Source organism: Paraburkholderia lebeckiae (assembly GCF_014201005.1).
Classification (GTDB): domain Bacteria; phylum Pseudomonadota; class Gammaproteobacteria; order Burkholderiales; family Burkholderiaceae; genus Paraburkholderia; species Paraburkholderia tuberum.
This window is the reverse complement of sequence record NZ_JACHDK010000006.1, coordinates 335,648-361,294: the sequence shown is the minus strand read 5'-3', so window position 1 is coordinate 361,294 and position 25,647 is coordinate 335,648. Positions and strand designations below refer to the sequence as shown.

Below are 25,647 nucleotides of genomic sequence, written 5' to 3'. Positions count from 1 at the left end.
GCCGGTTCGCGTGGCTTTTTTACTGGTTCGCTCAGTGCGGGTTGTAGTCGCCGCGCGGCGTTTCCTCTTCGGACGAAGACCCTTCCTGTTCGTTGCCGCCAATCCTGTATTTTTCGGCGGCCCATGCGCCCAGATCGGTCTGCTTGCAGCGCTCGGAGCAGAAAGGACGGAAGCGGCTCTCGGAGGTCCAGCGGACATCTTTACCGCAGGTAGGACATTTGACGACGGTAGGCATACGGTCGGACGGTCAATCTCAAACGGAACAAGTAACGAATATAGGGCGATTTCGCGCCGGTTCAAAGCCGCGTTCGGTCAAATCCGGTGCGCTGCTCAACGCGGCGGTGATTGACAGGCGATTACAGGCTGCAGAGCGTGAGTTGGAACGGCACGTCGACGTCGACCGCGCGCGGCCGCAAATCGCCGTCCTGCACCGTAAAGCGCACCCACAGCATGTACTTGTTGGCGCTCGCTTCGGGAATCACGCGCAATTCGGGAGCGACGCGAACCTGCATCAACTGATACGAGCGGCCCGACAGCATTTGCTGATAGCTGCCTTGCATCGCCATGACCTTCGACGCCTGGCCCGACTCGCGCGCGAGGCGCAGCACGATGGTGGCCGCGTCGCGCAGCGGCAAAAGCGGTGTCACCCACTTAGCGATGTCCTGGCGACGCTGATCGGGATGCAACTGTTGCCACGCGTAATACGAGGGCAGGTCGAATTTGCAGGTACCCCCGGGGATGATTGCGCGGCTGCGAATGCTCGCGAGCCACTCGTTGTCCGCAAGATGCTGGCCGGCTTTGCCTTGCATCTGCGTGAGCCCCGCAAGGGTCTGTTCGATTTCACCGAGCACCGCTTCGAGCGCGTTCTGCTCGATGCCCGGATTGCCGCGAAACGGCGCGAGCGTCTGCCGCTGCCGCTCGAGTTCTTTCATCAGATCCGACTTCAGATCCGCGCGACCCGCCACTTCGGAGATTTCGAACAGCGTTGTCAGTGCGACGTGATGTTCCCGCGCGTCTTCCTGAGTCAGAAAGAACGTGAAGCGCTCGAACAGATCTTCGAGCCGCAACAGCGTCCGGATTCGCTCATTGAAGGGGTACTCGTAAAGGATCAAGCGGGCTCGCCTCGGGCGTGGTCGGTGACAGGAATGTAAAACATTCTAATGCCGTGGGACTACCCAGGCAATCACGCACTTTTTCTGCGCGCTTTCGCAACTTTTTTCGTGAGTTCCCCGTGTTATGGGCGCTTCGGCTCCCGCGTGCGCGCAAAGTTCAATGTGTCGGTGACGGTGCGTCCGCGCGCGCTACAACTCGGCATCGCCCTTCGCCAGCGACAGATACGCTTGATGGTGAGCGTCCACCTGCGCCTCGAGTTCTTCGAGCGGCGCATTGTCATTGACGATCACGTCGTCGGCGGCGGCGAGGCGCGCTTCGCGCGTGGCCTGGCGTGCGATGATCGCGAGCGCCTGCTCACGGCTGAAGCCGTTGCGACTCATCACACGCGCGATCTGCGTGTCGACGCTGCAATCGACGGTGAGCACGCGATTGACGCGGTCCTTCCATGTCCCGGACTCGACCAGCAGCGGCACCACGACGATCACATACGGCCCTTGCGCCGCGCGCTCTTCGCGCTCGGTTTCTGTGCGAATCAGCGGATGCGTGATGCCTTCGAGACGTTTGCGTGCGGTCTCGTCGCTGAACACGAGCGTGCGCATGCGCGCGCGATCGAGCGAGCCATCGGCCGCAACGAACTCGGTGCCGAATTCGGCGGCGATGTGCGGCATCGCCAGGCCATGCGGCGCGGTGATGCGATGCGCGATCACGTCCGTGTCGACGAGCGGCACGCCGCGCGCGGCGAACAGACCGGCAACCGTCGACTTGCCGCTACCGATGCCGCCGGTGAGTCCCACAACGAACATGGTTCAGCCTCCCAAAGCCAGATAAAGCGGCGTGCCGGCAAACAGCGTAAGCACACCGCCCGCCGCGAGAAACGGCCCGAACGGCAGCGGCTCCTCGAAGCGCATACGGCCACGCCACGTCGCCGCGAGGCCGATCACGGCACCGGCCACCGCGGCGACCAGCACGATCTGCGGCAGCGCGGACCAGCCGAGCCACGCGCCGAGCGCGGCGAGCAGCTTGAAGTCTCCATAGCCCATGCCTTCGATACCACGCACGAGCTTGAACACCCAATGCACGGTCCACAACACCAGATATCCGAAGATAGCGCCGAGCACCGCATCATGCAGATTCGTGAACATGCCGTTGAAATTGACGATCAGGCCGGCCCACAACAGCGGCAGCGTCAAGGAGTCGGGCAGCAAATGCGTGTCGACGTCGATCGCGCTCATCGCCAGCAACGTCGCGCACAGGCCGAACGCGGCGAGTGCCATCGGCGTCGGGCCGAACGCTGTCAGTGCGCCTGCCGCGAAAGCGGCGCTCGCGATTTCGAGCAGCGGATAGCGTGCGCTGATATGCGTGCCGCACGCGGAACAACGGCCGCGTAACAGCAGGTAGCTCAGCACCGGCAAGTTTTCCCACGCGCTCAGTACATGGCCGCAATGCGGGCACGCGCTGCGCGGCACCCACAGGTTGTAGCGCGCGGGCAGTCCGTCGTCGGGCTGCGGCTCGTCGGTGGTCTCGCTGATTTCGGCGCGCCATGCACGCTCGAGCATGATCGGCAATCGATGCACGACCACGTTCAGGAAGCTGCCAATCACGAGGCCAAGCACGATCGCGAATGCGATCTGCACGCCGGCGGGCAGGCTCGCGAGTGCGAAGCCGATATCGCTGGCGAAGCGGCCCGGCAGTAAGCCCGCGAGCAGGCTGGAGGTAGTTTGTGACACGAGCGGAAGAGGAGCCTGCATGGTGACGAAGTGGATTCGGCTGCGATGCTACACCACGTTGCCGAGTTGAATAATGGGAAGATACATCGCGATGACGAGGCCGCCGACCAGTGTGCCGAGCACGACGATCACGAGCGGTTCGCACAGGCTCGATAGCGTGCCGATCCTGTCGTCGACCTGGCGATCCGCAAGCGACGCGACATCGAGCAGCATGCTGTCGAGTGCGCCGGATTCCTCCGCGACCGCAACGGGCTGCACGACTTCGGGGGGAAAGCAGCGGGCTGCGAGCATAGCCGCGGCGAGCCGTTCGCCGCGCCGCAATCTGATGGCGATGCTTGCCGTCGCGCGATCGAAGAAAGCATTGCCGGTCGCCTGAGTGAGCGAATCGAATGCGTCGGCGAGCGGCGTGCCGGCGGACAGCAAGGTGCCAAGCGCGCGACTCCAGCGCGCCGCGCACAGCGTGCGCAGCAGCGGGCCGGCCACCGGCAGGTCGAGCAACAGGCGCGCGAAGCGGATGCGAGCGCTTACCGAACGACGCAGCACGAGCGTGATGGCCGAGCTCATTGCGAGCATCAGTATGAACACCGGCACACTCCAGCGCGCGGCGGCCGCCGAGAGCGCCAGCACGAACTGCGTCGGCGCGGGCAGCTTCGCGCCGAAGCCATCGAAGATCTGCTTGAACGTCGGCACGACCCACACCAGCAATGCGGCAGTTATCGCGAGCGCGAGCAGCAGGATCGCGACTGGATAGGTGAGAGCCGCGCGCACCTTCGCGCGCTGCGCAGCGGCGCGTTCGCGATCGTCGGCGAGGCGGGCGAGCACGGTGACGAGCGCGCCCGCCGCTTCACCCACCTCGACGAGCTGGCAATACAGCGCATTGAACTGCGCCGGGTGCCGCTGCAAGGCCGCCGAAAACCGCAGGCCGGCGGTGATGTCGCGCGCGACAGCGCCAACGATACGCGGCATGCCTTGCCGCTGACCCGACGTCGGCGTCTGCGCGAGTAGTTCGAGCGCGGGCGCGAGCGGCAAACCGGCACGTAGCAGACTGGACAGTTGTCGCGTGAACAGCGTGACAGCGGCCGCGCTGGTCTTCGGGCGTGGCGCCGGCCCTTGCGTTGCGAGTTCGACGATAAAGAGGTTGTCGCGTTTGAGCATCGTGCGTGCGGCGCTCGCGTCGGGCGCGATCAGCGTGCCGCTTTGGCGCGTGCCGTCCGCGTCGACGCCGCGCCATCTGAAGCGCAGATCGGCTGAGACGGGCTTTGTTGGTGACAGCTCGGCGGTACTCATGCGACCTCCGTGGCGGCGAGCGCTTCGGCGAGACTCGTGGTGCCGTCGCGCACGCGCGCAAGCGCCGCGTCGCGTAACGTCGCGACCTGTTCTATCTGCGCGAGGCGGGCCAGCTCGTGCGCGCCCGCGCTTGCGACGATCTGCTCACGCATCGCGTCGGAGACGGGCATCACCTGATGAATGCCGACGCGCCCCCGATAGCCGATGCCATGACAAACCGCGCAGCCGGTCGCCGCATACGGTTGCCAGCCGTCGAGCTCATGTTCGCCAAAGCCCGCGGCGTGGAGTGCCGCCGGCGAATGCGGCGCGGGCGCGCGGCATGCGACGCACAGTCGCCGCACCAGCCGCTGCGCGGTCACCATGCGCAGCGCTGCGGCAAGGTTGTACGGCTCGACACCGATATCGACGAGCCGCGCGATGGCCGCGGGCGCGTCGTTCGTATGCAGCGTGGACAGCACGAGGTGACCGGTTTGGGCGGCCTTCACTGCAACGTCGGCGGTTTCGTTGTCGCGGATTTCGCCGACCATGATCACGTCCGGGTCCTGACGCAGAAAAGCCCGCAGCGCGACCGCGAAAGTCAGTCCGGCTTTTTCGCGCACGCTGACCTGGTTGATGCCGGCCAGCTGGATCTCGGCTGGGTCTTCCACCGAGCAGAGGTTGCGTGCCTCGCCATTCAGCAGGTTCAGGAAGCAGTACAGCGATAGTGTCTTGCCGCTACCCGTCGGTCCGGTGACGAGCATCAGACCGTGCGGCGCGCGGATCGCGGCGTCGACAGCTTCGCGCTGCCGCGGATCGAGGCCGAGCGAATCGAGCGAAAGATCGGCGGGCAGCGCGTCGAGCCGTCGTAGTACGAGCTTTTCGCCGAACAGCGTCGGCAGCGAATTGACGCGGTAGTCCTCGAGTCGCCCTGGCGACGTCGCGAGGCGTAGCCGGCCGTCCTGCGGCACGCGTCGCTCGGCGATGTCCATGCGCGCGAGCACTTTCACACGCGTGACGAACGCGTCGCGCAGATGCGCGGGCGGCCGCGGGATTTCATGCAGCACGCCGTCGATACGCAGGCGCACACGCCAGCCATGTTCGGCCGGCTCGATGTGGATATCCGACGCATTGCGCCGCGTCGCTTCGTGCAACGTGTCGGTCAATAGACGCACGGCTGGGGCGTTGTCGGGATCGCTCAGACTCGTTGCGCTGGATTCGCCGTCGACAGCGAGTGGGCGCGGCGATGCCACGGCGGTGGCAAAGGTTGTTTGCATGAGTGACCGGTGATGAGCCGCCTATAGAACATGACGGCTTCATCTTCCGGTTGCGGGCGTCCGAATGCCATTCGGCCATTCGGCTAATGGCGCGTGTCACGAGCCTGTGCGATGCTGACTGTGAATCAGCGAGCGACGGCGCCAAGTTCAGCCCGACCGTGCTTTACCGGCCTTCGTGCGCGACGGCGGTTTGAAAAGCTTGACGGTGCGGATCGCCTGATCGTCGCTGCGCATCACTTCGAGCTTGGTGTCTCCGATGCGCACGCAGACGTCGCCGTCGGGGATGTCTTCGAGGATTTCGAGAATCAGGCCGTTCAGCGTTTTGGGGCCATCGGTGGGCAGCCCGAGTTGCAGCCAGCGGTTCAGCTCGCGCAACGGCATGCTTCCCGCGACGATGCATTCGCCCGCCTCGTTCCAGCCACCGCGCGAGCTGGCGCTACGCGGAATCGACGTGGTGAATTCGCCGATCAGTTCCTCGATGATGTCTTCCGGTGTGACGAGGCCTTGCAGTTCGCCGTATTCGTTGACGACGAGTGCGATGCGTTGCCGGCTTTCCTGAAAGTATTGCAGCTGCTGGAACACCGGCGTGCCGCTTGGCACGAAGTACGGCTCGGCGAGCAGCTCGCGCAAGGTATCGCGCTCGAGCTCCTGGTTGTGCAGCCCTGACAGCGTCTTGCGCACGTGCAGCACACCGAGCACGCGGTCGATGTCGCCCTGGTAGACGATCAGCTTGTTGTGATAGCAGGTCTCCAGTTGATGCAGGATCTGTTCGAACGGCGCATCGAAGTCGAGCGCCTCGATACGGCGGCGCGGGATCATCACGTCATCGACGGAGATGTTTTCGAGGTCGAACAGGTTCAGCAGGATGCTGCGGTGCTTGGTGGGCATGAAGCTTCCCGACTCGAGCACGATGGTGCGCAGTTCTTCGGTGGACAGCCGCTGGTCGCGCGCGCCCTTCGTGTTGATGTGCAGCACGCGCAGGATGCCGGTCGCGAACAAGTTGACAAACCAGATCAGTGGTCTCGCGACGCGCATCAACGGCGCGATGAGCAGGCTCGCGGGCAGCGCGATTTTCTCGGGAAACGTCGCGCCGACGATCTTCGGTGTGATCTCCGCGAACACGATAATGAGGAACGCGACGATACCGGTCGCGATCGACAGCACGAGGCTATTGCGGCCGAACGTGTGCAGCGCGAGCGATGTCGTCAGTACCGGAATGATCGTGTTGAACAGGTTGTTGCCGATGAGGATCACGCTGAGCAGCTGATCGGTTTTTGCGAGCAGGCCCTGAGTCGTCTTTGCGCCGAGCGTGTTCTTGCTGGCGAGATGTTTGAGGCGATGACGATTGAGCGCCATCATCGCTGTCTCGGAAATGGAAAAGAAGGCGGAGCAGACAAGGAGCAGAAGGACGGCGCCGATCTGCGCCCATAAGGGAAGTTGTTCCACGCGTCGTGAAAAAATAGGGGGAAAGGATGGAGAGAATATAGCAGAGGGGGCCGCGCGTTCCGGCGTGGACGGCGGCTGACGCCGCTAGAACGACAACGTGGCAACGTATGCACTGTGCCTGACGAGCCGGAGGAAGGAAAGCGGCGAAGGGCAGCACGAGAGCGACGAAAAAAGCGCCGCGCAAAACAAAAAACCGCCCAGCAATGCTGCGGCGGTTTTGAACCTTGAGCTAACAAGGACAATCTGGTCGGGGTGAGAGGATTCGAACCTCCGGCCTCTACGTCCCGAACGTAGCGCTCTACCAGGCTAAGCTACACCCCGATTTGGTAATGCTGACTCGATTCAGACTAATTCGGTGTTTCAGTCTTGTTCAAGACTGCCTTGCCGTCGAGTAAGAGCATAAGTCTAGCAGGCTCTCTTTGAAAATGGAATGGGGAAATGACGAAATTGCTGCCGCGGCTGCCTGCGCCTCCTGTTTCGCGCACTCCAGCGTGTGATCCAGCGCGCCCGAGCGCGTGATCGCGTCGAAAATCGTATCGAAACGGTCGGTGCCACCTTGCTCGATGGCTTCGCGCGCGAGCGCCGACTGCTCGGGCGTGCCGCGTTCGATCAGATAGATGAGCGGAAGCGTCGGTTTGCCTTCGCGCAGATCGTCGCCGGCGTTCTTGCCCATCGACTCGGCCGTGCCTGTGTAGTCGAGCCAGTCGTCCATGATCTGGAACGCGGTGCCGATGCGACGGCCATACTCGGCGGCGGCGGCTTCGGTTTTCGCGTCCGAGCCGGCCAGCACCGCGCCGAGCTGGGCGGCCGCCTCGAACAACTTTGCGGTCTTGTAGCGGATCACCTGCATGTAACGGGCTTCGTCGACGTCGGCATCGTGCATGTTCAACAACTGCAGCACTTCGCCTTCAGAGATGATGTTGGTCGCCTCCGACAGAATTTCCATCACGCGCATCTTGCCTACGCCGACCATCATCTGGAACGACCGTGAGTAGAGAAAGTCACCGACCAGCACGCTCGCCGCGTTGCCGAACAGCGCATTGGCGGTCTGGCGGCCGCGCCTCAGGTCGGACTCGTCGACCACGTCGTCATGCAGCAGCGTGGCCGTGTGAATGAATTCGACGACCGCTGCCAGCTCGTGCCGGTGCCCCGTCGTATCGCCCAGCGCACCCGCCACCAGCAACAGCAGCGCGGGCCGCAGCCGCTTGCCGCCGGCGCTGATGATGTACTCGGAAATCTGATTGATTAGCATCACGTCCGACGCAAGACGTTGCCGGATGACGCGATTGACCTGCTGCATGTCTTCGGCGATCGGAGCAAGCAGGCTGGCGACGTTGGGGGAGGTGGTGGCAGTCGACGACATGATGGCTGAATTGGGTAGTGCCGCGAATTATAAGGCGATCGGGGCGCTTCCGGGTCGTCGGCTGCCGCGTGGATGCGTTCCGCATCGCGCGCGGGGCACCTGCCAAGGCCGTCTGCGGGGCGCCGCGCGTCGCAGGTTTGCCGTCTGCGAGCGCCTGCGAGGGAGGCGAAGCCGGACGGTAGACGGTTTGGTAAGCAGCTTTTGACCGAGCAGCTAACTCTATGTATAATTGAGAGTTTCCGCGCGCGGTGCGTGGGAAAATGAATACAGAGTGAGGTTCTCAATGTACGCGGTCATAAAAACCGGTGGCAAGCAGTACAAGGTTGCCGTCGGCGAAAAACTTAAAGTAGAACAGATACCGGCAGACATTGACGCTGAAATCACGCTCGACCAGGTTCTCGCAGTGGGCGAAGGCGAATCGATTAAGTTCGGTACGCCGCTGGTCAGTGGGGCTTCCGTCAAGGCTACCGTCGTGTCGCAAGGTCGTCACGCCAAAGTGACGATCTTCAAGATGCGTCGCCGGAAGCACTACCAGAAGCATGGCGGCCACCGCCAGAACTATACCGAACTGCGCATCGACGCGATCAACGCGTAAGCGCACCGGTTAAGGAGCAAATCAAATGGCACACAAAAAGGCAGGCGGATCGTCCCGGAACGGCCGCGACTCCGAATCGAAGCGCCTCGGCGTTAAGGTTTACGGCGGCCAGGCTATCAACGCTGGTGGCATCATCGTGCGTCAGCGCGGTACGCGGATGCACGCTGGCGAGAACGTCGGCATGGGCAAAGATCACACCCTGTTCGCGCTGAAGGACGGCCACGTCCAGTTTTCGACGAAGGGCGCGGCGAAGAAGCACACCGTTTCCGTCGTCCCGGCAGCCTGAGTTTAATCAGGCACGGGCTTCAGGACCGGAAAAAGGCCCCGCGAAGTTCGCGGGGCCTTTTTTATTGCGGAGCCTCTTTAGCTTGGCGCCGAAGCCGCGCAGCCGACCGCTCCTCATCGGCGGACCATGGAGTTCGGTCGATTGATCAACGCGCGGCGCGCGCGGCAAAATAGCAGCATCCAATCAGTATCAACCCCTGCATCGAATCGGGCAGTACACCACGTGACGGAGTAACGCATGAAGTTCATTGACGAAGCGAGGATTGAAGTCATCGCCGGCGACGGAGGGGATGGCAGCGCGTCGATGCGCCGCGAGAAGTTCGTCCCGTTCGGCGGCCCCGATGGTGGTGACGGCGGCCGGGGCGGCAGCGTGATCGCGGTGGCTGACCGCAACATCAACACGCTGATCGATTACCGCTACGCGAAAAAACATCTGGCGCGCAACGGCGAAAACGGCCGCGGCTCGGATTGCTACGGCAAGGGCGGCGACGACATCACGCTGCGCATGCCGGTCGGCACCACCATCACGGACATGGAAACCGGCGAGCTGATCGCCGATCTGACCGAGCACAACCAGAGCGTGCAAATCGCGCAAGGGGGAGCCGGCGGCCTCGGCAACCTCCATTTCAAGTCCAGCACGAACCGCGCGCCGCGTCAGAAGACCGACGGCAAGCCGGGCGAGCGCCGCATGGTCCGCCTCGAACTGAAAGTTCTGGCCGACGTCGGTCTGCTCGGCATGCCGAATGCGGGCAAGTCGACGTTTATCTCGTCGGTGTCGAACGCGAAGCCGAAAATCGCCGACTACCCGTTCACCACGCTCGCGCCGAACCTCGGCGTCGTGCGCGTCGGGCCGAGCCGCAGCTTCGTGATTGCCGACATCCCGGGGCTGATCGAAGGCGCGGCGGAAGGCGCCGGCCTAGGCCATCAATTCCTGCGCCACCTGCAACGCACCGGGCTGCTGCTGCACATCGTCGACATCGCACCGTTCGATGAATCGATCGATCCGGTCGCGGAAGCGAAGGCGATCGTCAACGAACTGCGCAAGTACGACGAAGAGCTTTATCAGAAGCCGCGCTGGCTTGTGCTGAACAAGCTGGACATGGTGCCTGAGGACGATCGCGAAGCGCGCGTGGCGGCTTTCCTCGACGGCTTCGGCTGGGACGGTCCGGTGTTCGAGATCTCGGCGCTGACTGGCCAGGGCTGTGAAAATCTTTGCTACGCGGTGTTCGACTACCTCGCCGAGCACTCCAACGCGCAACGCGCGGCCGAAGCCGAAGACCTGGCCTCCGACGTGCGTTTCCGCGACGGGACGCAAGTACCGGCCCCGACCCGCGAAGCCGGCACCGATCCGCAGGAATAACAACTCGAGCGCCGGCGCCAGCGGCGGGTGCCGGTATGCATCACGGGTCATCTTGGGAGACAGCGCACAATGCGTTCCGTCATCGCAGATTCACGGCGATTGGTCGTCAAAGTCGGTTCGAGCCTCGTCACGAACGACGGGCGCGGCCTCGATCATGCGGCGATCGGCCGCTGGGCCGCGCAAATTGCCGCACTGCGCGCGCAAGGCAAGGAAGTCGTGCTGGTCAGCTCGGGCGCGATCGCCGAGGGTATGCAGCGGCTCGGCTGGACGAAGCGGCCGCGTGAAATCGATGAGCTGCAGGCGGCCGCGGCGGTCGGTCAGATGGGTCTCGCGCAAGTGTACGAAAGCCGCTTCGCCGAACATTCCATCCAGACTGCGCAGATCCTGCTTACTCACGCTGACCTTGCTGACCGCGAGCGCTATCTGAACGCTCGCTCCACGCTGCTCACGCTGCTGGGACTCGGAGTTGTACCGATCATCAACGAGAACGACACGGTCGTCACCGACGAAATCAAGTTCGGCGACAACGACACGCTCGGCGCGCTGGTTGCCAATCTGATCGAGGGCGACGCGCTGATCATTCTGACGGACCAGCAAGGCCTCTTCACCGCAGATCCGCGCAAGGACCCGACCGCGACACTCGTCCAGCAAGCCGACGCCGGCGCGCCTGAGCTCGAGGCGATGGCGGGCGGTGCGGGCTCGAGCCTCGGCCGCGGCGGCATGCTGACCAAGATTCTCGCCGCGAAGCGTGCGGCCCATAGCGGCGCCAATACGGTGATCGCGAGTGGGCGCGAGTCGGACGTGCTGGTGAGACTGGCGGCCGGCGAGGCGATCGGCACCGAACTGATCGCACGCACCGCGCGCATGGCGGCGCGCAAGCAATGGATGGCCGATCACCTGCAGGTGCGCGGCCACGTCGTGATCGATGACGGCGCGGTCGAAAAACTGACCGCCGGCGGCAAGAGCTTGCTGCCGATCGGCATCGTCGGTGTGCAGGGTGCATTCGCGCGCGGCGAGGTGATCGCGTGTCTGAGCGCGTCAGGCCGCGAGGTCGCACGTGGTTTGACGAACTACAGCAGCGCGGAAACCAAACTGATCCAGCGGCGTCCGAGCGGCGAAATTGAGTCAGTGCTCGGCTATATGCTCGAGCCCGAACTGATTCATCGCGACAATCTCGTGGTGCTTTGATCTGCGAAGCGGCGCGCATATCGCGCGTACGAAGAGCCAACAATAAAGCCGTTCCAGCGCAGGCTGGAACGGCTTTTTAATCGACACGTATAAGCAACGGCGTCAATGAATCTGCGACGTCTGCGTGCGCTTGTAACGAATGTTCTCGACGATGTGCTGCGCGCTGCCGGTCGGAATCTTGTTTGCGCACATATAGTCCTGATACAACGCGGCCTGGTACGCATTCAGCGCGCCGTTTTCGATCCGCGAAAACGGGTTCGCGACCGTCGTGTCCCAGCCGTCGTGATCGGCGTTCAGGCCCGCATACTGACGCCATTCATACGTGTCGCAGCGGATGCCCTCGTAATTGACGTTGCGCGCACCGCCCGGGCTCGTGACGACCACCGTGTAACGCACGACGCCGTCGTCGCCGACGCTGACCGACTTCGGGTCGATCGCAAATTGCAGCGGCGTATTGCCGGAGACTTCGAACGACAGCAGGTTCGCATCGGAGGGCAGCGGCGGCAATGTGTCGACCTTGTTTTCAACCCAGTTGCTCTTGCGGTCAAGCAGATAGGTGAACTCGCTGTCGTCTTTGTTGGTCGGTTTGCCGGCGCTCGAACAGCCTGCCAGCAGGGCGCCGGTGGCGACGCACGCCACGGCGAATGCAAATGCTTTCAATCTGATTCCCTCGAGAGACAGACGCGGCTCGAAAGCCGCGCCAGAGAGAGGCGGCGCGAGCCGCCGCCTGGAATGGTTAACCGCGCACGCCTCGTCGGACTAACGGGGCGACGGCCTCGTCGGCTTCGGCCGTTTCGCACTCGTGCTCCGATCTCATGTTCGCATCCGGTGAGCCGGGACCGCAATCCGGCGCGACCAGCACGTGCGTCGAAGTTTCGACGCTGACCGAAGTTACGGTAGTGACGGTGGTGACCGCCATGCTTACCGTGGAATCCGGCGGGCTTTGCATCGACGACGCTATCCGGGGATAACGCGACCCATGATGCCCGCCAGGTTTTTCCGCACGCGGCGCAGGCCGGCGCATGAAACGGGACAGCTCCGTCAGCGCCAACTGATACACATCCCGCTTGAACTCGATCACACAGTCGAGCGGCACCCAATACTCGTTCCAACGCCACGCATCGAACTCAGGGTGGTCGGTGGCGCGCAAACAGATGTCGCAGTCGCGTCCTACCATCCGGAGCAAAAACCAGATTTGTTTCTGGCCGCGGTAATGACCGCGTACTTCGCGCTTGATGAACTTGTCAGGCACCTCATAACGCAACCAGTCGCGCGTGCGACCGATCACCTTGACGTGCTCAGGAAGCAGCCCGGTCTCTTCGTGTAACTCCCGATACATCGCTTGCACGGGGGTCTCACCATATTTGATGCCCCCTTGCGGAAACTGCCAGGAATGTTCACGGAGCCGTTTGCCCCAAAACACCTCGTTGTGCGCGTTCAAGAGGATGATGCCGACGTTCGGGCGAAAGCCTTCACGATCCAGCATACAACCACCTTCGAATCCTTTAAAATTGCTTTGATTATAAACAGATAACGGACCCTACGCACCGAATCGCATAAGAATGGAGCGATTCGCCGCAACAGGCCCGGGTTTGCGGTAGCCTGTCGGTTTTCCGTGCCTATCCCTTGTGAGAGAGGCTTTGCGCGGCGGTTTCGGCGCCGCGCAGGGGCAGGGCGCCGCCAGTCGGGCGAGCCCTGCGGGCTTCGCCGCGGATCTGTGTCGATTTTCCCCATTTCCTCTTTTCTGGCGGTCCTACCGGAAGCCGCCGCTTTTGGACACCTTGAATGAAAGCTTCCCGTTTCTTTATCGGCACTCTCAAAGAAGCGCCCGCCGACGCCGAAATCATCAGCCACAAGCTCATGGTGCGCGCGGGCATGATCCGTCGCGTCGCGGGCGGTATCTATAACTACCTGCCGGTCGGCCTGCGTTCGATCCGCAAGGTGGAAGCGATCGTGCGTGAGGAAATGAACCGGGCGGGCGCCATCGAGCTATTGATGCCGGCCGTGCAGCCGGCCGAACTGTGGCAGGAATCGGGGCGCTGGGAGAAGTACGGTCCCGAGCTGCTGCGCTTCAAGGACCGCAAGCAGGCCGATTTCGTGATGGGCCCGACGCACGAGGAAGTGGTTACCGACATCGCGCGCAACCAGATCAAGAGCTATCGCCAACTGCCGGTCAACTTCTATCAGATCCAGACGAAGTTCCGCGACGAGATCCGTCCGCGTTTCGGCGTGATGCGCGGCCGCGAATTCATCATGAAAGACGCGTACTCGTTCGACAAGGACGCGGAGGGTCTGCGCGAGTCGTATCGCAAGATGTACGACGCGTACGTGCGCATCTTCACGCGCCTCGGTCTGGACTTCCGCGCGGTGGCGGCCGACAACGGCTCGATCGGCGGCAGCGGCTCGCATGAGTTCCATGTGATCGCCGACACCGGCGAAGACGACATTGCGTATTGCCCGACCTCCGATTTCGCCGCGAACGTCGAGGCAGCCGAAGCGCTACCGCTGATCGCAGAGCGCGCGGCGCCGGAAGAAGAGATGAAGAAGACCGCGACGCCCGGCAAGGCGAAGTGCGAGGCGGTTGCCGAACTGTTGAACATTCCGCTCGAACGCACGATCAAGTCGGTCGTGCTCGCCACCGAGAACGAAGGCGCCGAGCCGACGATCTGGCTGCTGATGCTGCGTGGCGATCATGATTTGAACGAGATCAAGGCGGCCAAGCTCCCGGGCCTCGCTAATTTCCGCATGGCGACCGAAGCCGAGATCGTCGAGACGTTCGGCACGCCGCCGGGCTATCTCGGTCCGATCAACACGAAGAAGCCGGTCAAGGTGATCGCGGACCGCACGGTCGCGAACATGAGCGACTTCGTGGTCGGCTCGAACGACGTCGACTATCACACCACCGGCGTGAACTGGGGCCGCGATCTGCCGGAGCCGCTCGTCGCCGACATCCGCAATGTGAAGAAGGGCGATCCGTCGCCGGACGGCAGGGGCGTGCTCGACATCTGCCGCGGCATCGAAGTGGGCCACGTGTTCCAGCTCGGCACCAAGTATTCCGAAGCGATGAACGCGACCTGTCTCGACGAAACCGGAAAGCCTCGGCCGATGGAAATGGGCTGCTACGGCATCGGCGTCACGCGGATTCTCGGCGCCGCGATCGAACAGAATTTCGACGACAAGGGCATCATCTGGCCGGAGTCGATTGCGCCGTTCGAAGTCGTGCTGTGCCCGATGGGCTATGACCGCAGCGACGCGGTGCGTGAGCAGGCCGACAAGCTGTACGCGGAACTCGTCGCGGCCGGTATCGACGTGATCCTCGACGATCGCGGCGAGCGGCCGGGCGTGATGTTCGCCGACTGGGAACTGATCGGCGTGCCGCATCGACTGGTGATCGGCGACCGTGGTCTGAAGGACGGCAAGATCGAGTATCAGGGCCGTCGCGAGGCCGAAGCGACGCTGCTGCCGGTCGCGGACGCCGCGCAGACCGTGATCGGCAAAGTGCGCGCGGCGCTGGCGAACTAAGCGGAGCGGGCAGTGGAGTACACCTTCCTGTCCGCGACGGTGCTGCTGATCCTGATCACCGATCCGCTCGGCAACATCCCGATCTTCGTCAGTTGCCTGCGAGGTGTGTCGCCGGAGCGTCGCACGGTCGTGATCCTGCGCGAGGTCGCGATCGCGTTTGCGATCCTGCTGGTGTTCATGATGCTCGGGCAGAGCTTTCTGCGCATGATGAGCCTCAGTGACCAGTCGTTGCGGATCGGCGGCGGCATCGTGCTGTTTCTGATTGCGCTGCGCATGGTGTTTCCGCATCCGGACGGTCCGTTCGGCGGCGACGCGCGCGGCGGCGAGCCGCTGATCGTGCCACTCGCGATTCCGGCGCTAGCGGGTCCGTCGGCGTTGGCGACGGTTATGCTGCTGACTTCGCAGGCGCCGGGCAAGACGTTCGAGTGGATCGGCGCGCTGACCGTCACGATGATTATCTGTGCGATCGTGCTGATGCTCGCCGAGCGCATTCAGGCGTGGCTCGGTGAACGGGTGATGGCGGCGTTCGAGCGGCTGATGGGGCTCGTGCTCGTCGCGATTTCAGTCGAGATGATGCTCGGTGGAATCCGCTCCTTCGTGCACAAGCTGTGAAGCGCGAGCCGGTGCGCGCATTGCCACCGTCGCAGCCATAAAAAAGCAGCCGGGCAGGCTGCTTTTTTTTCGCCGGTAGGGCAGGGCGGATGTCCCGCTCACGCTCCCTCGGTCAGCGCCCGAATGGTCGGCAGGTTGCGCCAGTAGCCCTTCGCATCCATCCCGCAGCCGAACACGTACCGGTCCGGCACTTCGAAGCCGCAGTAATCGGGGCGCAGCGGTTTCGCCTTCGGAATGATCTTCTCGCACAGCACCGCGGACAGGAAGCGCTTCGCGCCCATCGCGAGGATGCGGTCGCGGATTGCGGCCATCGTCTCGCCTTCGTCGAGGATGTCGTCGAGCACGAGCACCTCGCGATCCTTGACCGACTCGGCCGGCGCGACGCGCCATTGCATCTCGTTGCTGCCCTTCGTCGTATTGCGGTAGCGCGTCAGGTGGATGTAGTCGAACTCGAGCGGGAAATCGAGGTGCGGCAGCAGCATGCCTGTGAATACCGCGGCGCCGCCCATCACCGACAGCACGAGCGGGAAGTCCTCGCTCATCTCGTCGCGGATGGCAGCCGCCATGCGGGCGATCGACGCAGTGACGTCCGAGGCCGAAACTATCTCTTCGGAGTGTCGAAAAATATGGAGGGCTTCTTCGCGGTTCATGACGTCTGACGGACGGTAACTGTATACATAGTGTAGGAGGCAACATCCCGGGGGACATTCCTGCGAGCGACGGCGCAATGCGCTACAGAATAAACCCGCACGATGCCGAAGTCAGCCGCGCCGCACTCGGCGCGAGCGCGCGCCGGTCCCATCAAGCTTAGCGCATGCCGGGCATCATGCCCTTCATGCCGCGCATCATCTTCTGCAGGTTGCCGCCCTTGAGCTTCTTCATCATCGTGCGCATCTGTTCGTACTGGTTCAGCATGCGGTTGACCTCCTGCACCTGCACGCCCGCGCCCGCGGCGATGCGGCGCTTGCGGGTCGCCTTGATCAGTTCGGGTTTGGCGCGCTCGGCCGGCGTCATCGAGTTGATGATGCCTTCCATGCGGCGCATCTGCTTCTCGGCCTGACTCATGTCGGCGCCGGCCGCGGCTTGCTGGAACTGCGCGGGCAGCTTGTCCATCAGCGACGACAGGCCGCCCATGCCCTTCATTTGCGTGAGCTGAGCGCGGAAATCGTTGAGGTCGAAGTCGCCGCCTTTCTTGACCTTGTCGGCGAGCTTCTGCGCGGCCTGCACGTCGACGCCGCGCTGCGCTTCCTCCACCAGCGCGAGAATGTCGCCCATGCCGAGGATCCGGCTCGCCATGCGGTCCGGGTGAAACACTTCGAGGCCGTCGAGTTTTTCGGCGACACCCACGAACTTGACCGGCTTGCCCGTCACGTGACGCACCGAAAGCGCCGCGCCACCGCGTGAATCACCGTCGAGCTTGGTCAGCACGACGCCGGTGAGCGGCAGCGCGTCGCTGAACGCCTTTGCGGTGTTGACCGCGTCCTGGCCGAGCATCGCGTCGACGACGAACAGCGTTTCCGCCGGCTTCAGCTCGGCGTGCAGCGCGGTGATTTCGTTCATCATCGCCTCGTCGATACCGAGACGGCCGGCCGTGTCGACGAGCAGCACGTCGTGATAGTGGCGCTTGGCCCAGTCGAGCGCGGCGCGGGCAATGTCGACCGGCTTCTGGTTCGGCTCCGACGGGAAGAAGTCCGCGCCGACCTGCTCGGTCACCGTTTTCAGCTGCGCAATGGCGGCGGGACGATAGACGTCGCACGAAACGGTCAGCACCTTCTTCTTGTACTTCTCGCGCAGCAGCTTGGCGAGCTTGCCGACCGTGGTCGTTTTACCGGCACCCTGCAGACCCGCCATCAGGATGATCGCGGGCGGCGCGACGGCGAGATTGAGCTCGGAGGCCTTGCCTTCGTAATCGCCGCCGATCACCGCGGTCAGTTCGCGCTGCACGACGCCGACGAGCGCCTGACCCGGCGATAGGCTGGAGATCACTTCCTCGCCGAGCGCCTTCTCCTTGACCTTCGCGATGAACTCGCGCACGACGGGCAGCGCCACGTCGGCCTCGAGCAGTGCGAGACGCACCTCGCGCAGCATTTCCTGGGTGTTCGCCTCGGTGAGCCGGGCTTCGCCGCGCAGCGTCTTGACGACGCGCGCCATCCGTTGAGTCAGATTGTCGAGCATGGGGAGCGATGAACGGTGGGCCCGCGCAGCGCGCGAAGCGCAAGACGTCGCGGAGCAGGGCCCTAGTGTAAACTTCGAATATGGATATTGTACTGTATGCCCTCACCGCGCTTCTCTACGGCGGTCTTGCCGTGGCCGGCTGGCGCTCGCACCGGCACGTGGCCGTGCGTCCACTGCTCGAGAGCGTGCCGCCGCTGCCCGGTCATGCCGCCAACGCGGGCGCTCTGATGGCCTCCGGCATGAGCGCACCCGGGCGCGCGCTGCTGTTCGTCGCGCTGCTCGCTCACGGCGTGCTGCTGCATACCACGATCTTCCCGCAGAACGCGATGGTATTCGGCTTCGCGTTTGCGCTGTCGGCGATGTTCTGGCTCGGCGCCGGCATCTACTGGATCGAGAGTTTCTTTTTTCCGCTCGACGGACTGCGCCTGCTGGTGTTGCCACTCGCGTGCGTCGCGTCGCTGCTGCCGCTCGCGTTCGGCGGCGTGCGCGTGCTGCCGTATGCGGCCGCGCCGATGTTCAAGCTGCACTTCCTGATTGCGAATATCGCGTACGGTCTGTTCGCGATCGCGGCGCTGCACGCGGTGCTGATGCTGGCGGTCGAGCGGCGTCTGCATTCGATGCGCGGTGGTCTCGCGCAAAGGCACGCGGCGGCGCACAACGGCTGGTGGTCGAGTTGGCTCGACACGCTGCCGCCGCTGCTGACGCTCGAGAAGCTGCTGTTCCGTCTGATCGGCGCCGGCTTCGTGCTGCTCACGCTGACGCTGCTGTCGGGCATCCTGTTCAGCGAGCAACTGATCGACCGCGCGTTGCGGCTCGATCACAAGACCGTGTTCGCGATTCTTTCGTGGGTGATGTTCGGCGCGCTGCTGACCGCGCGCAAGGTGTCCGGCTGGCGCGGCCGTGCGGCGTTGCGCTGGGTGCTGGCCTCGTTCGTCGCGCTGTTGCTCGCGTACGTCGGCAGCCGTTTTGTTTTCGAGGTGCTGTTGCACCGGCCCGTAGTGTGAGTGTCCCCATGCGACAAATCTTTTTGCTGATTCTGCTGTTCATCGTCGGTCAATGGCTCGTGAAGGCGCTGCGCCGCCACGACGCGCAATCCGCGCAACGCACCGGTGCCGGCGGCGCCAACGCTGCCGGCACCGCGAATGGCGGCGCGCGTTCTTCGAATGGGCAACAGCCGCAGCTTGCCGAGCCGATGATCCGCTGCGTCGAGTGCGGCGTGCACGCACCGAAGAGCGACTCGGTCAGCGTCGCGGGCCAGGCGTTCTGCTGCGCCGCGCACGCGCAGCGCCACGGCGCGCGTCCGAGCGGCCGCGACGCCCGATGAGCGGCGCGTACACCGTCGATGCCGACGGTTGGGTCCCTGCCGCACGCAAGCTCCCCTCGCCAAACTTCGAAGCGCGGCCGCAAGGCGCGCTGCCGACGCTGATCGTCGTTCACAACATCAGCCTGCCGCCGAACGAGTTCGGCGGCAGCGCGATTGCCGAGCTGTTCCAGAACGCGCTCGACTGCAACACTCACCCGTACTACGACACGCATCTGCGCGGCGTGCGCGTGTCCGCGCATTTCGTAATTCATCGCGATGGCGCACTCGAGCAGTTCGTGTCGTGCAACGAACGCGCGTGGCACGCGGGGCCGTCGAATTTTTTCGGCCGCGAGCGCTGCAATGATTTCTCGATCGGCATTGAGCTCGAAGGCAGCGACACCACCGTCTTCGAAGCGGCGCAATACCGCACGCTCGCCGCGCTCGTCAGAGCACTGAAGGCACGCTATCCGATCGACGCGCTTGCCGGCCACTCCGACATCGCACCCGGTCGCAAGACCGATCCCGGTCCGTATTTCGAGTGGCCGCGACTGCAGCGCGACACGTTGCTCGACGGTCGGTATTTCCCCTATCTCAAGTTTTCCGAAACGCGGTAACCCCCTTCGCACGATCTTGCGTGATCCACGGAGAACGAGGCGCAGCCTGCTTCTCCGGAGAGCTTCTGCGCGCCGCGTAAAGCAAAAGTCAAGACTGCAAGCGCAAATAAAACCATTTGATCTGTCTCGAAACTCCACTATACTTGGTGCCGACAACTGAGTTTCGCACTATATCTTGTGTTGTGCTGTGAATAACCATGTGCATAACCGAGTGAATAGGAGTGGATAAGTCTGCGGCGTCCCGCTCCCCGAGCATGGCACCGCAAGCATTCCAGACAGCGAAAAAATTCCTGGGGCGCAGCCGGTAGGGGACCTCCGGCCGCATCCAGAAGCATTCGGAAAGGACCAGCCAGTGATCGCGACCGACCCGATGAAGACCGTCATCAAATCGAACCAGGCTTCCTCGCAGTTGCATCCCGCCAACCGGCGTAGCCGGCCTTCCTGCACCTCATCGCACGCGCACGCGGCGGCGCGGCGTTCGATTTAATCCGCGGCACTCGCCGCAATATTTCCAAGACCAGGAGCTTTGCACATGCAAACCACCGACAACGTGACGACCCGTTACGAGGGCTCACCGACTGGCCAGGCCTTCGGCCAGACCCAAGGCGCGCAGGCGCTCGCGCCGCAAGCGAATTACGCCGACTACAAGGTGATCCGCCGCAACGGCAGCGTGGTGTCGTTCGAGCCGTCGAAAATCGCGATCGCCGTGACGAAGGCGTTCCTCGCCGTCAACGGTGGTCAGGGCGCGGCGTCGGCACGGGTGCGCGAACTGGTCGAGCAACTCACGCAGAACGTGGTGCGCGCGCTGGTGCGCAGCCGTCCGAATGGCGGCACGTTCCATATCGAAGACATTCAGGATCAGGTCGAACTCGCGCTGATGCGCGGCGGCGAACACAACGTCGCGCGTGCTTACGTGCTGTATCGCGAGAAGCGCAACCAGGCGCGCGCGCATGACGCTCTTGAAGGTCAGACAGCGGAAAGCGCCAGCACCCCGGGCCTGAACGTGACCGACAACGGCATCACGCGTCCGCTGGACATGGCTGCGCTGCGCGGCATCATCGAGTCCGCGTGCGCGAACCTCGGCGACGCGGTAAGCGCCGAGCCGATCGTGGCGGAAACGGTGAAGAACCTGTACGACGGCGTGCCGATGAGCCAGGTGTACGACTCGGCGATCCTCGCTGCCCGTACGATGATCGAAAAGGACCCGGCCTACAGCCAGGTCACCGCGCGCATCCTGCTGCATACGATCCGCCGCGAGATTCTCGAAGAGGAAGTCACGCAAGCCGAGATGGACGAGCGCTACGCCGAGTACTTCCCGCAGTTCATCAAGCGCGGCGTGCAAGCCGAGCTGCTCGACGACAAGCTGCTGCAGTTCGACCTGAAGCGCCTCGGGTCCGCGCTCGACGCGAACCGCGACCTGCAGTTCGGCTACCTCGGTCTGCAGACGCTGTACGACCGTTACTTCCTGCATCACGACAACGTGCGTATCGAAATGCCCCAGGCATTCTTTATGCGTGTCGCGATGGGTCTGTCGCTGAACGAGATCGACCGCGAAGCGCGCGCGATCGAGTTCTACAACGTGCTGTCGAGCTTCGACTTCATGAGTTCGACGCCGACGCTGTTCAACTCCGGCACGCGCCGCTCGCAGCTGTCGTCTTGCTACCTGACCACGGTCGACGACGACCTCGACGGCATCTACGAAGCGCTGAAGGAAAACGCGCTGCTGTCGAAGTTCGCCGGCGGCCTCGGCAACGACTGGACGCGTGTGCGCGCGCTCGGCTCGCACATCAAGGGCACTAACGGCAAGTCGCAGGGCGTGGTGCCCTTCCTGAAGGTCGTCAACGACACGGCGGTCGCCGTGAACCAGGGCGGCAAGCGCAAGGGCGCGGTGTGCGCGTACCTCGAATCGTGGCACCTCGACATCGAGGAATTCCTCGAGCTGCGCAAGAACACCGGCGACGACCGTCGTCGCACGCACGACATGAACACCGCGAACTGGATTCCCGACCTGTTCATGAAGCGCGTGATGGAAGGCGGCGACTGGACGCTGTTCTCGCCGTCCACCTGCCCGGACCTGCACGACAAGTTCGGCGCCCAGTTCGAAGCGGCTTACACGGCTTACGAAGGCAAGGTCGCGCGCGGCGAGATCAAGCTGTTCAAGAAGATCCCGGCGGCGCAACTGTGGCGCAAGATGCTGGGCATGCTGTTCGAAACCGGCCATCCGTGGATCACGTTCAAGGATCCGTGCAACGTGCGCTCGCCGCAGCAGCACGTCGGCGTCGTCCATTCGTCGAACCTGTGCACGGAAATCACGCTGAACACGAGCGACGCCGAAATCGCCGTCTGTAACCTCGGCTCGGTGAACCTCGTCGCGCACCTGAAGGAACAGGCCGACGGCACGCTCGCGCTCGACCACGACAAGCTGAAGCGCACGATCAGCGTCGCGATGCGCATGCTCGACAACGTGATCGACATCAACTACTACGCGGTCGCCAAGGCGCGTAACTCGAACCTGAAGCACCGTCCGGTCGGTCTCGGCATCATGGGCTTCCAGGACTGCCTGCACGTGCTGCGCACGCCGTACGCGTCGCAGGAAGCGGTCGAGTTCGCCGATCGCTCGATGGAAGCGGTTTGCTACTACGCGTACTACGCGTCGACCGAACTCGCCGAAGAGCGCGGCCGCTACTCGAGCTACCGCGGTTCGCTGTGGGATCGCGGCATCCTCCCGCAGGATTCGGTGGCGCTGCTCGCCGAAGCGCGCGGCGGTTATGTCGAGGTCGATTCGAGCGAGTCGATGGACTGGCCCGCGCTGCGCTCGCGCATCTCGACCTACGGCATGCGCAACTCGAACTGCGTGGCGATCGCGCCGACCGCGACGATCTCGAACATCATCGGCGTGTCGGCGTGCATCGAGCCGACCTATCAGAACCTGTACGTGAAGTCGAACCTGTCGGGCGAGTTCACGGTGGTCAACGACTACCTGGTGCGCGACCTGAAGGCGCGCGGCCTGTGGGACGAAGTGATGGTCGCCGACCTGAAGTACTTCGACGGCACGCTGTCGCGCATCGACCGCATCCCGGCCGACCTGCGCGCGATCTACGCGACCGCGTTCGAAGTCGATCCGGTATGGCTCGTCGAGTCGGCCTCGCGGCGTCAGAAGTGGATCGACCAGGCGCAGTCGCTGAACATCTACATGGCGGGCGCATCGGGCAAGAAGCTCGACGAGATCTACAAGCTCGCATGGCTGCGCGGTCTGAAGACCACCTACTACCTGCGCACGATGGCGGCGACGCACGTCGAGAAGTCGACGGTCGCGCACGGCGCGCTGAACGCGGTGAGCTCGGGTCATGACGGCTCGGGTGGCGCAGGCGGCGCGGCAGGCGGCTTCGGCGTGGGCGGTGGCGCGGCGGGTGGTGTGGGCGGCGGCTTCCAGGCAGCGGCAACGGTTGCAGCGACTGCCGCGGTCGCAGTCGAGGCGGCACCCGAAGCGGATGGTCCGGTCTGCATGATGCGTCCGGGCGATCCTGGCTTCGACGAGTGCGAGGCTTGCCAGTAAAGATTGGCAAGCAGCGGGAGCGATGCTTGCTAACTGCACGCGAGGGTCGTAGATGGTGATCCGCAGGCGGTGAGCGACGCGCCCCGTCGATGAAGTAGACGCAGGTCGACGAGCGGTGAGCAGTATCGGAGTCTCACCGCTCTTCGATGCAGTGAAGCAACCCAGCCGTTGGCAACACCAGACGATCGCTCGACGCGGCATCGCAGCTCGACCGCCAACGCTGACGCAACATGCTCAGCACGGCTCACCGCCGACTCTCGCGATGCGCGGCTCGTGCGGCATCGATCAATCCATCGATCAGTCGGCGGATGCCGTGAACGCACTGCGCAATACATATAGATAGAGCAACGAAACGTCGTGTCGAAACGTTGCTCTTCGAGTTCGCGAAGGACCTCGGCAACACATGTTCAACACGCGTTCATCGCGCGTCACTCGATGCGTCACTGGATGGGTCACACGCAGCATGTCGAACAAAGTGTTGTATGAACGTAGCAACGCGAATCGAAAACAGGAATTTTCGCGAGTGAGCTCTTTTATCGCTCGTGAAAAGATGGTACAAACCGTTCTAAATTGATGGTGACATTTATGCTCAACTGGGATGACGAGATCACTGCCGTAACTCCCTCGAGCGCGACGCAACCGAACGTGTTGCGCAACGCTGCGGGGTCGGCTGTGGGTTCGCAAATCGGAACGCGTTCCGCTTCGCATGCTCCCTTCGCTCAAGAAGTCTTCGCGAACGACATCGCTGTCGCTCCCGTCGCTCATGTTGGCAACGCGGCTGGCAACGCGGCGGCCGCTTCCGAAGCGCGCGTCAATGTCGCCGACAAGCGCATCATCAACGGCCAGACCGACGTCAATCAGCTGGTGCCGTTCAAGTACAAGTGGGCCTGGGAAAAGTATCTGGCGGGTTGCGCCAACCACTGGATGCCGCAGGAAGTGAACATGTCGCGCGACATCGCCCTGTGGAAAGACCCGAACGGGCTGACCGAAGACGAGCGCCGCGTCGTCAAGCGCAACCTCGGCTTCTTCGTGACGGCAGATTCCCTCGCCGCCAACAACATCGTGCTGGGCACCTACCGCCACATCACGGCGCCCGAATGCCGCCAGTTCCTGCTGCGCCAGGCGTTCGAAGAGGCGATCCACACGCACGCTTACCAGTACATCGTCGAGTCGCTCGGTCTCGACGAGGGCGAAATCTTCAACGCGTATCACGAGGTTCCGTCGATCCGCGCGAAAGACGAATTCCTGATTCCGTACATCCACGTGCTGACCGACCCGGCCTTCAAGACCGGTACGCTCGAAGCAGACCAGACGCTGCTGCGCTCGCTGATCGTGTTCGCCTGTGTGATGGAAGGCCTGTTCTTCTACGTCGGCTTTACGCAAATCCTGGCGCTCGGCCGCCAGAACAAGATGACCGGCGCGGCGGAACAGTACCAGTACATCCTGCGCGACGAGTCGATGCACTGCAACTTCGGCATCGATCTGATCAACCAAATCAAACTGGAAAACCCGCACCTGTGGACAGCTGAGTTCCGCGCCGAAATTCGCGCGATCTTCCAGCAGGCGGTCGAGCTCGAATACCGCTACGCCGAAGATACGATGCCGCGCGGCGTGCTCGGCCTCAACGCGTCGATGTTCAAGAGCTATCTGCGCTTCATCTGCAACCGCCGTTGCCAGCAGATCGGTCTCGATCCGCTCTACCCGAACGAGGAAAACCCGTTCCCGTGGATGAGCGAGATGATCGATCTGAAGAAGGAACGCAATTTCTTCGAGACGCGAGTGATCGAATATCAGACTGGCGGTGCGCTTTCCTGGGAGTAAGCCGGGATTCGTATCGCGGATGTATTCATTGATGGGGATGCCGCCGCCTGTGGCCGCGGCGCCCCGGGTTAGGAGCAGAACGGCCTGATGCAAAGCGTGCCCGGTGCCTTGACGGCCCACAAACATGACAGGCACTTTGCGGACCCTTCAGTGGGATGGGCAAACTTCCCCCCGGAAAAAGCCGCTGGCGTCGTCGCCGGCGGCCCGATCAAGCAATTGCCGGCGTCGCCTTGCGACGCCGACCAGATTTGGCGCGCGGTGCCTTCGGGCACGGCGCGCCTTACCGCATTCATTAGCGTAAGCGCGCCGCATCTGCGTACGCCGATGAATAGCCCGCTTCGTAGCGCGCGCCCTGAGAAGCGTCCGCGGGAAGCGGGTTTTGACGAAGGGTGTAGTTTGAACTGACCTCATCTGAAAACCTGAAGGA

The 25,647-nt window shown here is 63.4% G+C and carries 24 protein-coding genes and 1 tRNA gene; 12 read left to right on the top strand and 13 right to left on the bottom strand.

What is annotated here, in order from left to right; translation table 11 throughout:
• Positions 1-31: 31 nt before the first annotated feature.
• The 9 genes from HDG39_RS14815 to HDG39_RS14775 form a co-directional block, all read right to left on the bottom strand.
• Entirely contained in the window at positions 32-235 is a 204-nt protein-coding gene (locus tag HDG39_RS14815) for a DNA gyrase inhibitor YacG (protein ID WP_084754177.1), read from the bottom strand.
• Between the two features lie 121 nt (positions 236-356).
• Positions 357-1,112: a cell division protein ZapD gene (gene zapD, locus HDG39_RS14810; RefSeq protein WP_184006591.1), complete on the bottom strand. Its 756-nt coding sequence runs from the start codon at positions 1,110-1,112 to the stop codon at positions 357-359.
• A 189-nt stretch (positions 1,113-1,301) separates the two neighbouring features.
• Positions 1,302-1,916, bottom strand: a complete 615-nt coding sequence (gene coaE / locus HDG39_RS14805) for a dephospho-CoA kinase (protein ID WP_184006590.1) — start codon at positions 1,914-1,916, stop codon at positions 1,302-1,304.
• A gap of 3 nt (positions 1,917-1,919) precedes the next feature.
• The gene (locus HDG39_RS14800; protein ID WP_184006589.1) at positions 1,920-2,861 is read right to left on the bottom strand and encodes a prepilin peptidase; all 942 of its coding nucleotides are present in this window, start codon (positions 2,859-2,861) and stop codon (positions 1,920-1,922) included.
• Between the two features lie 27 nt (positions 2,862-2,888).
• Positions 2,889-4,127, bottom strand: a complete 1,239-nt coding sequence (locus HDG39_RS14795) for a type II secretion system F family protein (RefSeq protein ID WP_184006588.1) — start codon at positions 4,125-4,127, stop codon at positions 2,889-2,891.
• Positions 4,124-5,380: a GspE/PulE family protein gene (locus HDG39_RS14790; protein ID WP_184006587.1), complete on the bottom strand. Its 1,257-nt coding sequence runs from the start codon at positions 5,378-5,380 to the stop codon at positions 4,124-4,126. Before HDG39_RS14790 ends, HDG39_RS14795 begins: the two co-directional genes overlap by 4 nt.
• 147 nt (positions 5,381-5,527) lie before the next feature.
• Positions 5,528-6,826: an HlyC/CorC family transporter gene (locus tag HDG39_RS14785; RefSeq protein ID WP_184006586.1), complete on the bottom strand. Its 1,299-nt coding sequence runs from the start codon at positions 6,824-6,826 to the stop codon at positions 5,528-5,530.
• 244 nt (positions 6,827-7,070) lie between these two features.
• A tRNA-Pro gene (locus HDG39_RS14780) sits at positions 7,071-7,147 on the bottom strand.
• 49 nt (positions 7,148-7,196) lie between these two features.
• Positions 7,197-8,189, bottom strand: a complete 993-nt coding sequence (locus tag HDG39_RS14775; RefSeq protein WP_184006585.1) for a polyprenyl synthetase family protein — start codon at positions 8,187-8,189, stop codon at positions 7,197-7,199.
• A 283-nt stretch (positions 8,190-8,472) separates the two neighbouring features.
• Here HDG39_RS14775 and rplU point away from each other — a divergent pair, with 283 nt between their 5' ends.
• The 4 genes from rplU to proB all read left to right on the top strand — a co-directional run bounded on the left by rplU (position 8,473) and on the right by proB (position 11,617).
• A complete protein-coding gene (gene rplU / locus HDG39_RS14770) occupies positions 8,473-8,784 on the top strand; it encodes a 50S ribosomal protein L21 (protein ID WP_007180329.1) in 312 nt (103 codons plus the stop codon).
• Positions 8,785-8,809: 25 nt separating this feature from the next.
• The gene (gene rpmA, locus HDG39_RS14765; RefSeq protein WP_008923994.1) at positions 8,810-9,070 is read left to right on the top strand and encodes a 50S ribosomal protein L27; all 261 of its coding nucleotides are present in this window, start codon (positions 8,810-8,812) and stop codon (positions 9,068-9,070) included.
• 237 nt (positions 9,071-9,307) lie between these two features.
• The gene (gene cgtA / locus HDG39_RS14760) at positions 9,308-10,429 is read left to right on the top strand and encodes an Obg family GTPase CgtA (RefSeq protein WP_184006584.1); all 1,122 of its coding nucleotides are present in this window, start codon (positions 9,308-9,310) and stop codon (positions 10,427-10,429) included.
• 69 nt (positions 10,430-10,498) lie between these two features.
• The gene (gene proB / locus HDG39_RS14755) at positions 10,499-11,617 is read left to right on the top strand and encodes a glutamate 5-kinase (RefSeq protein ID WP_184006583.1); all 1,119 of its coding nucleotides are present in this window, start codon (positions 10,499-10,501) and stop codon (positions 11,615-11,617) included.
• Between the two features lie 102 nt (positions 11,618-11,719).
• Here proB and HDG39_RS14750 read toward each other — a convergent pair whose 3' ends face one another.
• Both HDG39_RS14750 and HDG39_RS14745 read right to left on the bottom strand, forming a co-directional pair.
• The gene (locus HDG39_RS14750; protein WP_184006582.1) at positions 11,720-12,277 is read right to left on the bottom strand and encodes a CNP1-like family protein; all 558 of its coding nucleotides are present in this window, start codon (positions 12,275-12,277) and stop codon (positions 11,720-11,722) included.
• 76 nt (positions 12,278-12,353) lie between these two features.
• The gene (locus HDG39_RS14745; protein WP_184006581.1) at positions 12,354-13,103 is read right to left on the bottom strand and encodes an RNA pyrophosphohydrolase; all 750 of its coding nucleotides are present in this window, start codon (positions 13,101-13,103) and stop codon (positions 12,354-12,356) included.
• A 299-nt stretch (positions 13,104-13,402) separates the two neighbouring features.
• On the opposite strand from HDG39_RS14745, the gene HDG39_RS14740 reads away from it, so the two are divergent.
• Together HDG39_RS14740 and HDG39_RS14735 are read left to right on the top strand one after the other, a co-directional pair.
• Positions 13,403-15,139, top strand: a complete 1,737-nt coding sequence (locus tag HDG39_RS14740) for a proline--tRNA ligase (protein WP_184006580.1) — start codon at positions 13,403-13,405, stop codon at positions 15,137-15,139.
• A gap of 12 nt (positions 15,140-15,151) precedes the next feature.
• Complete coding sequence (locus HDG39_RS14735; protein WP_184006579.1) at positions 15,152-15,751, top strand: MarC family protein; 600 nt, start codon at positions 15,152-15,154, stop codon at positions 15,749-15,751.
• Between the two features lie 98 nt (positions 15,752-15,849).
• Here HDG39_RS14735 and HDG39_RS14730 read toward each other — a convergent pair whose 3' ends face one another.
• Both HDG39_RS14730 and ffh read right to left on the bottom strand, forming a co-directional pair.
• A complete protein-coding gene (locus tag HDG39_RS14730; protein WP_026226044.1) occupies positions 15,850-16,401 on the bottom strand; it encodes a hypoxanthine-guanine phosphoribosyltransferase in 552 nt (183 codons plus the stop codon).
• A gap of 157 nt (positions 16,402-16,558) precedes the next feature.
• Complete coding sequence (ffh, locus tag HDG39_RS14725) at positions 16,559-17,926, bottom strand: signal recognition particle protein (protein WP_184006578.1); 1,368 nt, start codon at positions 17,924-17,926, stop codon at positions 16,559-16,561.
• A gap of 80 nt (positions 17,927-18,006) precedes the next feature.
• Here ffh and HDG39_RS14720 point away from each other — a divergent pair, with 80 nt between their 5' ends.
• The 6 genes from HDG39_RS14720 (at position 18,007) to HDG39_RS14695 (ending at position 25,625) form a co-directional block, all read left to right on the top strand.
• Complete coding sequence (locus HDG39_RS14720) at positions 18,007-18,930, top strand: cytochrome C assembly family protein (RefSeq protein WP_184006577.1); 924 nt, start codon at positions 18,007-18,009, stop codon at positions 18,928-18,930.
• Between the two features lie 8 nt (positions 18,931-18,938).
• Positions 18,939-19,250, top strand: coding sequence for a PP0621 family protein (locus tag HDG39_RS14715; RefSeq protein ID WP_090801917.1), 312 nt, complete (start codon positions 18,939-18,941; stop codon positions 19,248-19,250).
• Positions 19,247-19,843 (top strand): 1,6-anhydro-N-acetylmuramyl-L-alanine amidase AmpD, encoded by a 597-nt coding sequence (gene ampD / locus HDG39_RS14710; protein WP_184006576.1) that lies wholly within the window; start codon positions 19,247-19,249, stop codon positions 19,841-19,843. The genes HDG39_RS14715 and ampD overlap by 4 nt, the downstream gene beginning before the upstream one ends.
• 532 nt (positions 19,844-20,375) lie before the next feature.
• Positions 20,376-23,399: a ribonucleoside-diphosphate reductase subunit alpha gene (locus tag HDG39_RS14705; RefSeq protein ID WP_184006575.1), complete on the top strand. Its 3,024-nt coding sequence runs from the start codon at positions 20,376-20,378 to the stop codon at positions 23,397-23,399.
• A gap of 585 nt (positions 23,400-23,984) precedes the next feature.
• A complete protein-coding gene (locus tag HDG39_RS14700) occupies positions 23,985-25,220 on the top strand; it encodes a ribonucleotide-diphosphate reductase subunit beta (protein WP_018421854.1) in 1,236 nt (411 codons plus the stop codon).
• A gap of 87 nt (positions 25,221-25,307) precedes the next feature.
• Complete coding sequence (locus HDG39_RS14695) at positions 25,308-25,625, top strand: hypothetical protein (protein ID WP_084754174.1); 318 nt, start codon at positions 25,308-25,310, stop codon at positions 25,623-25,625.
• The last annotated feature ends 22 nt before the right edge of the window (positions 25,626-25,647 follow it).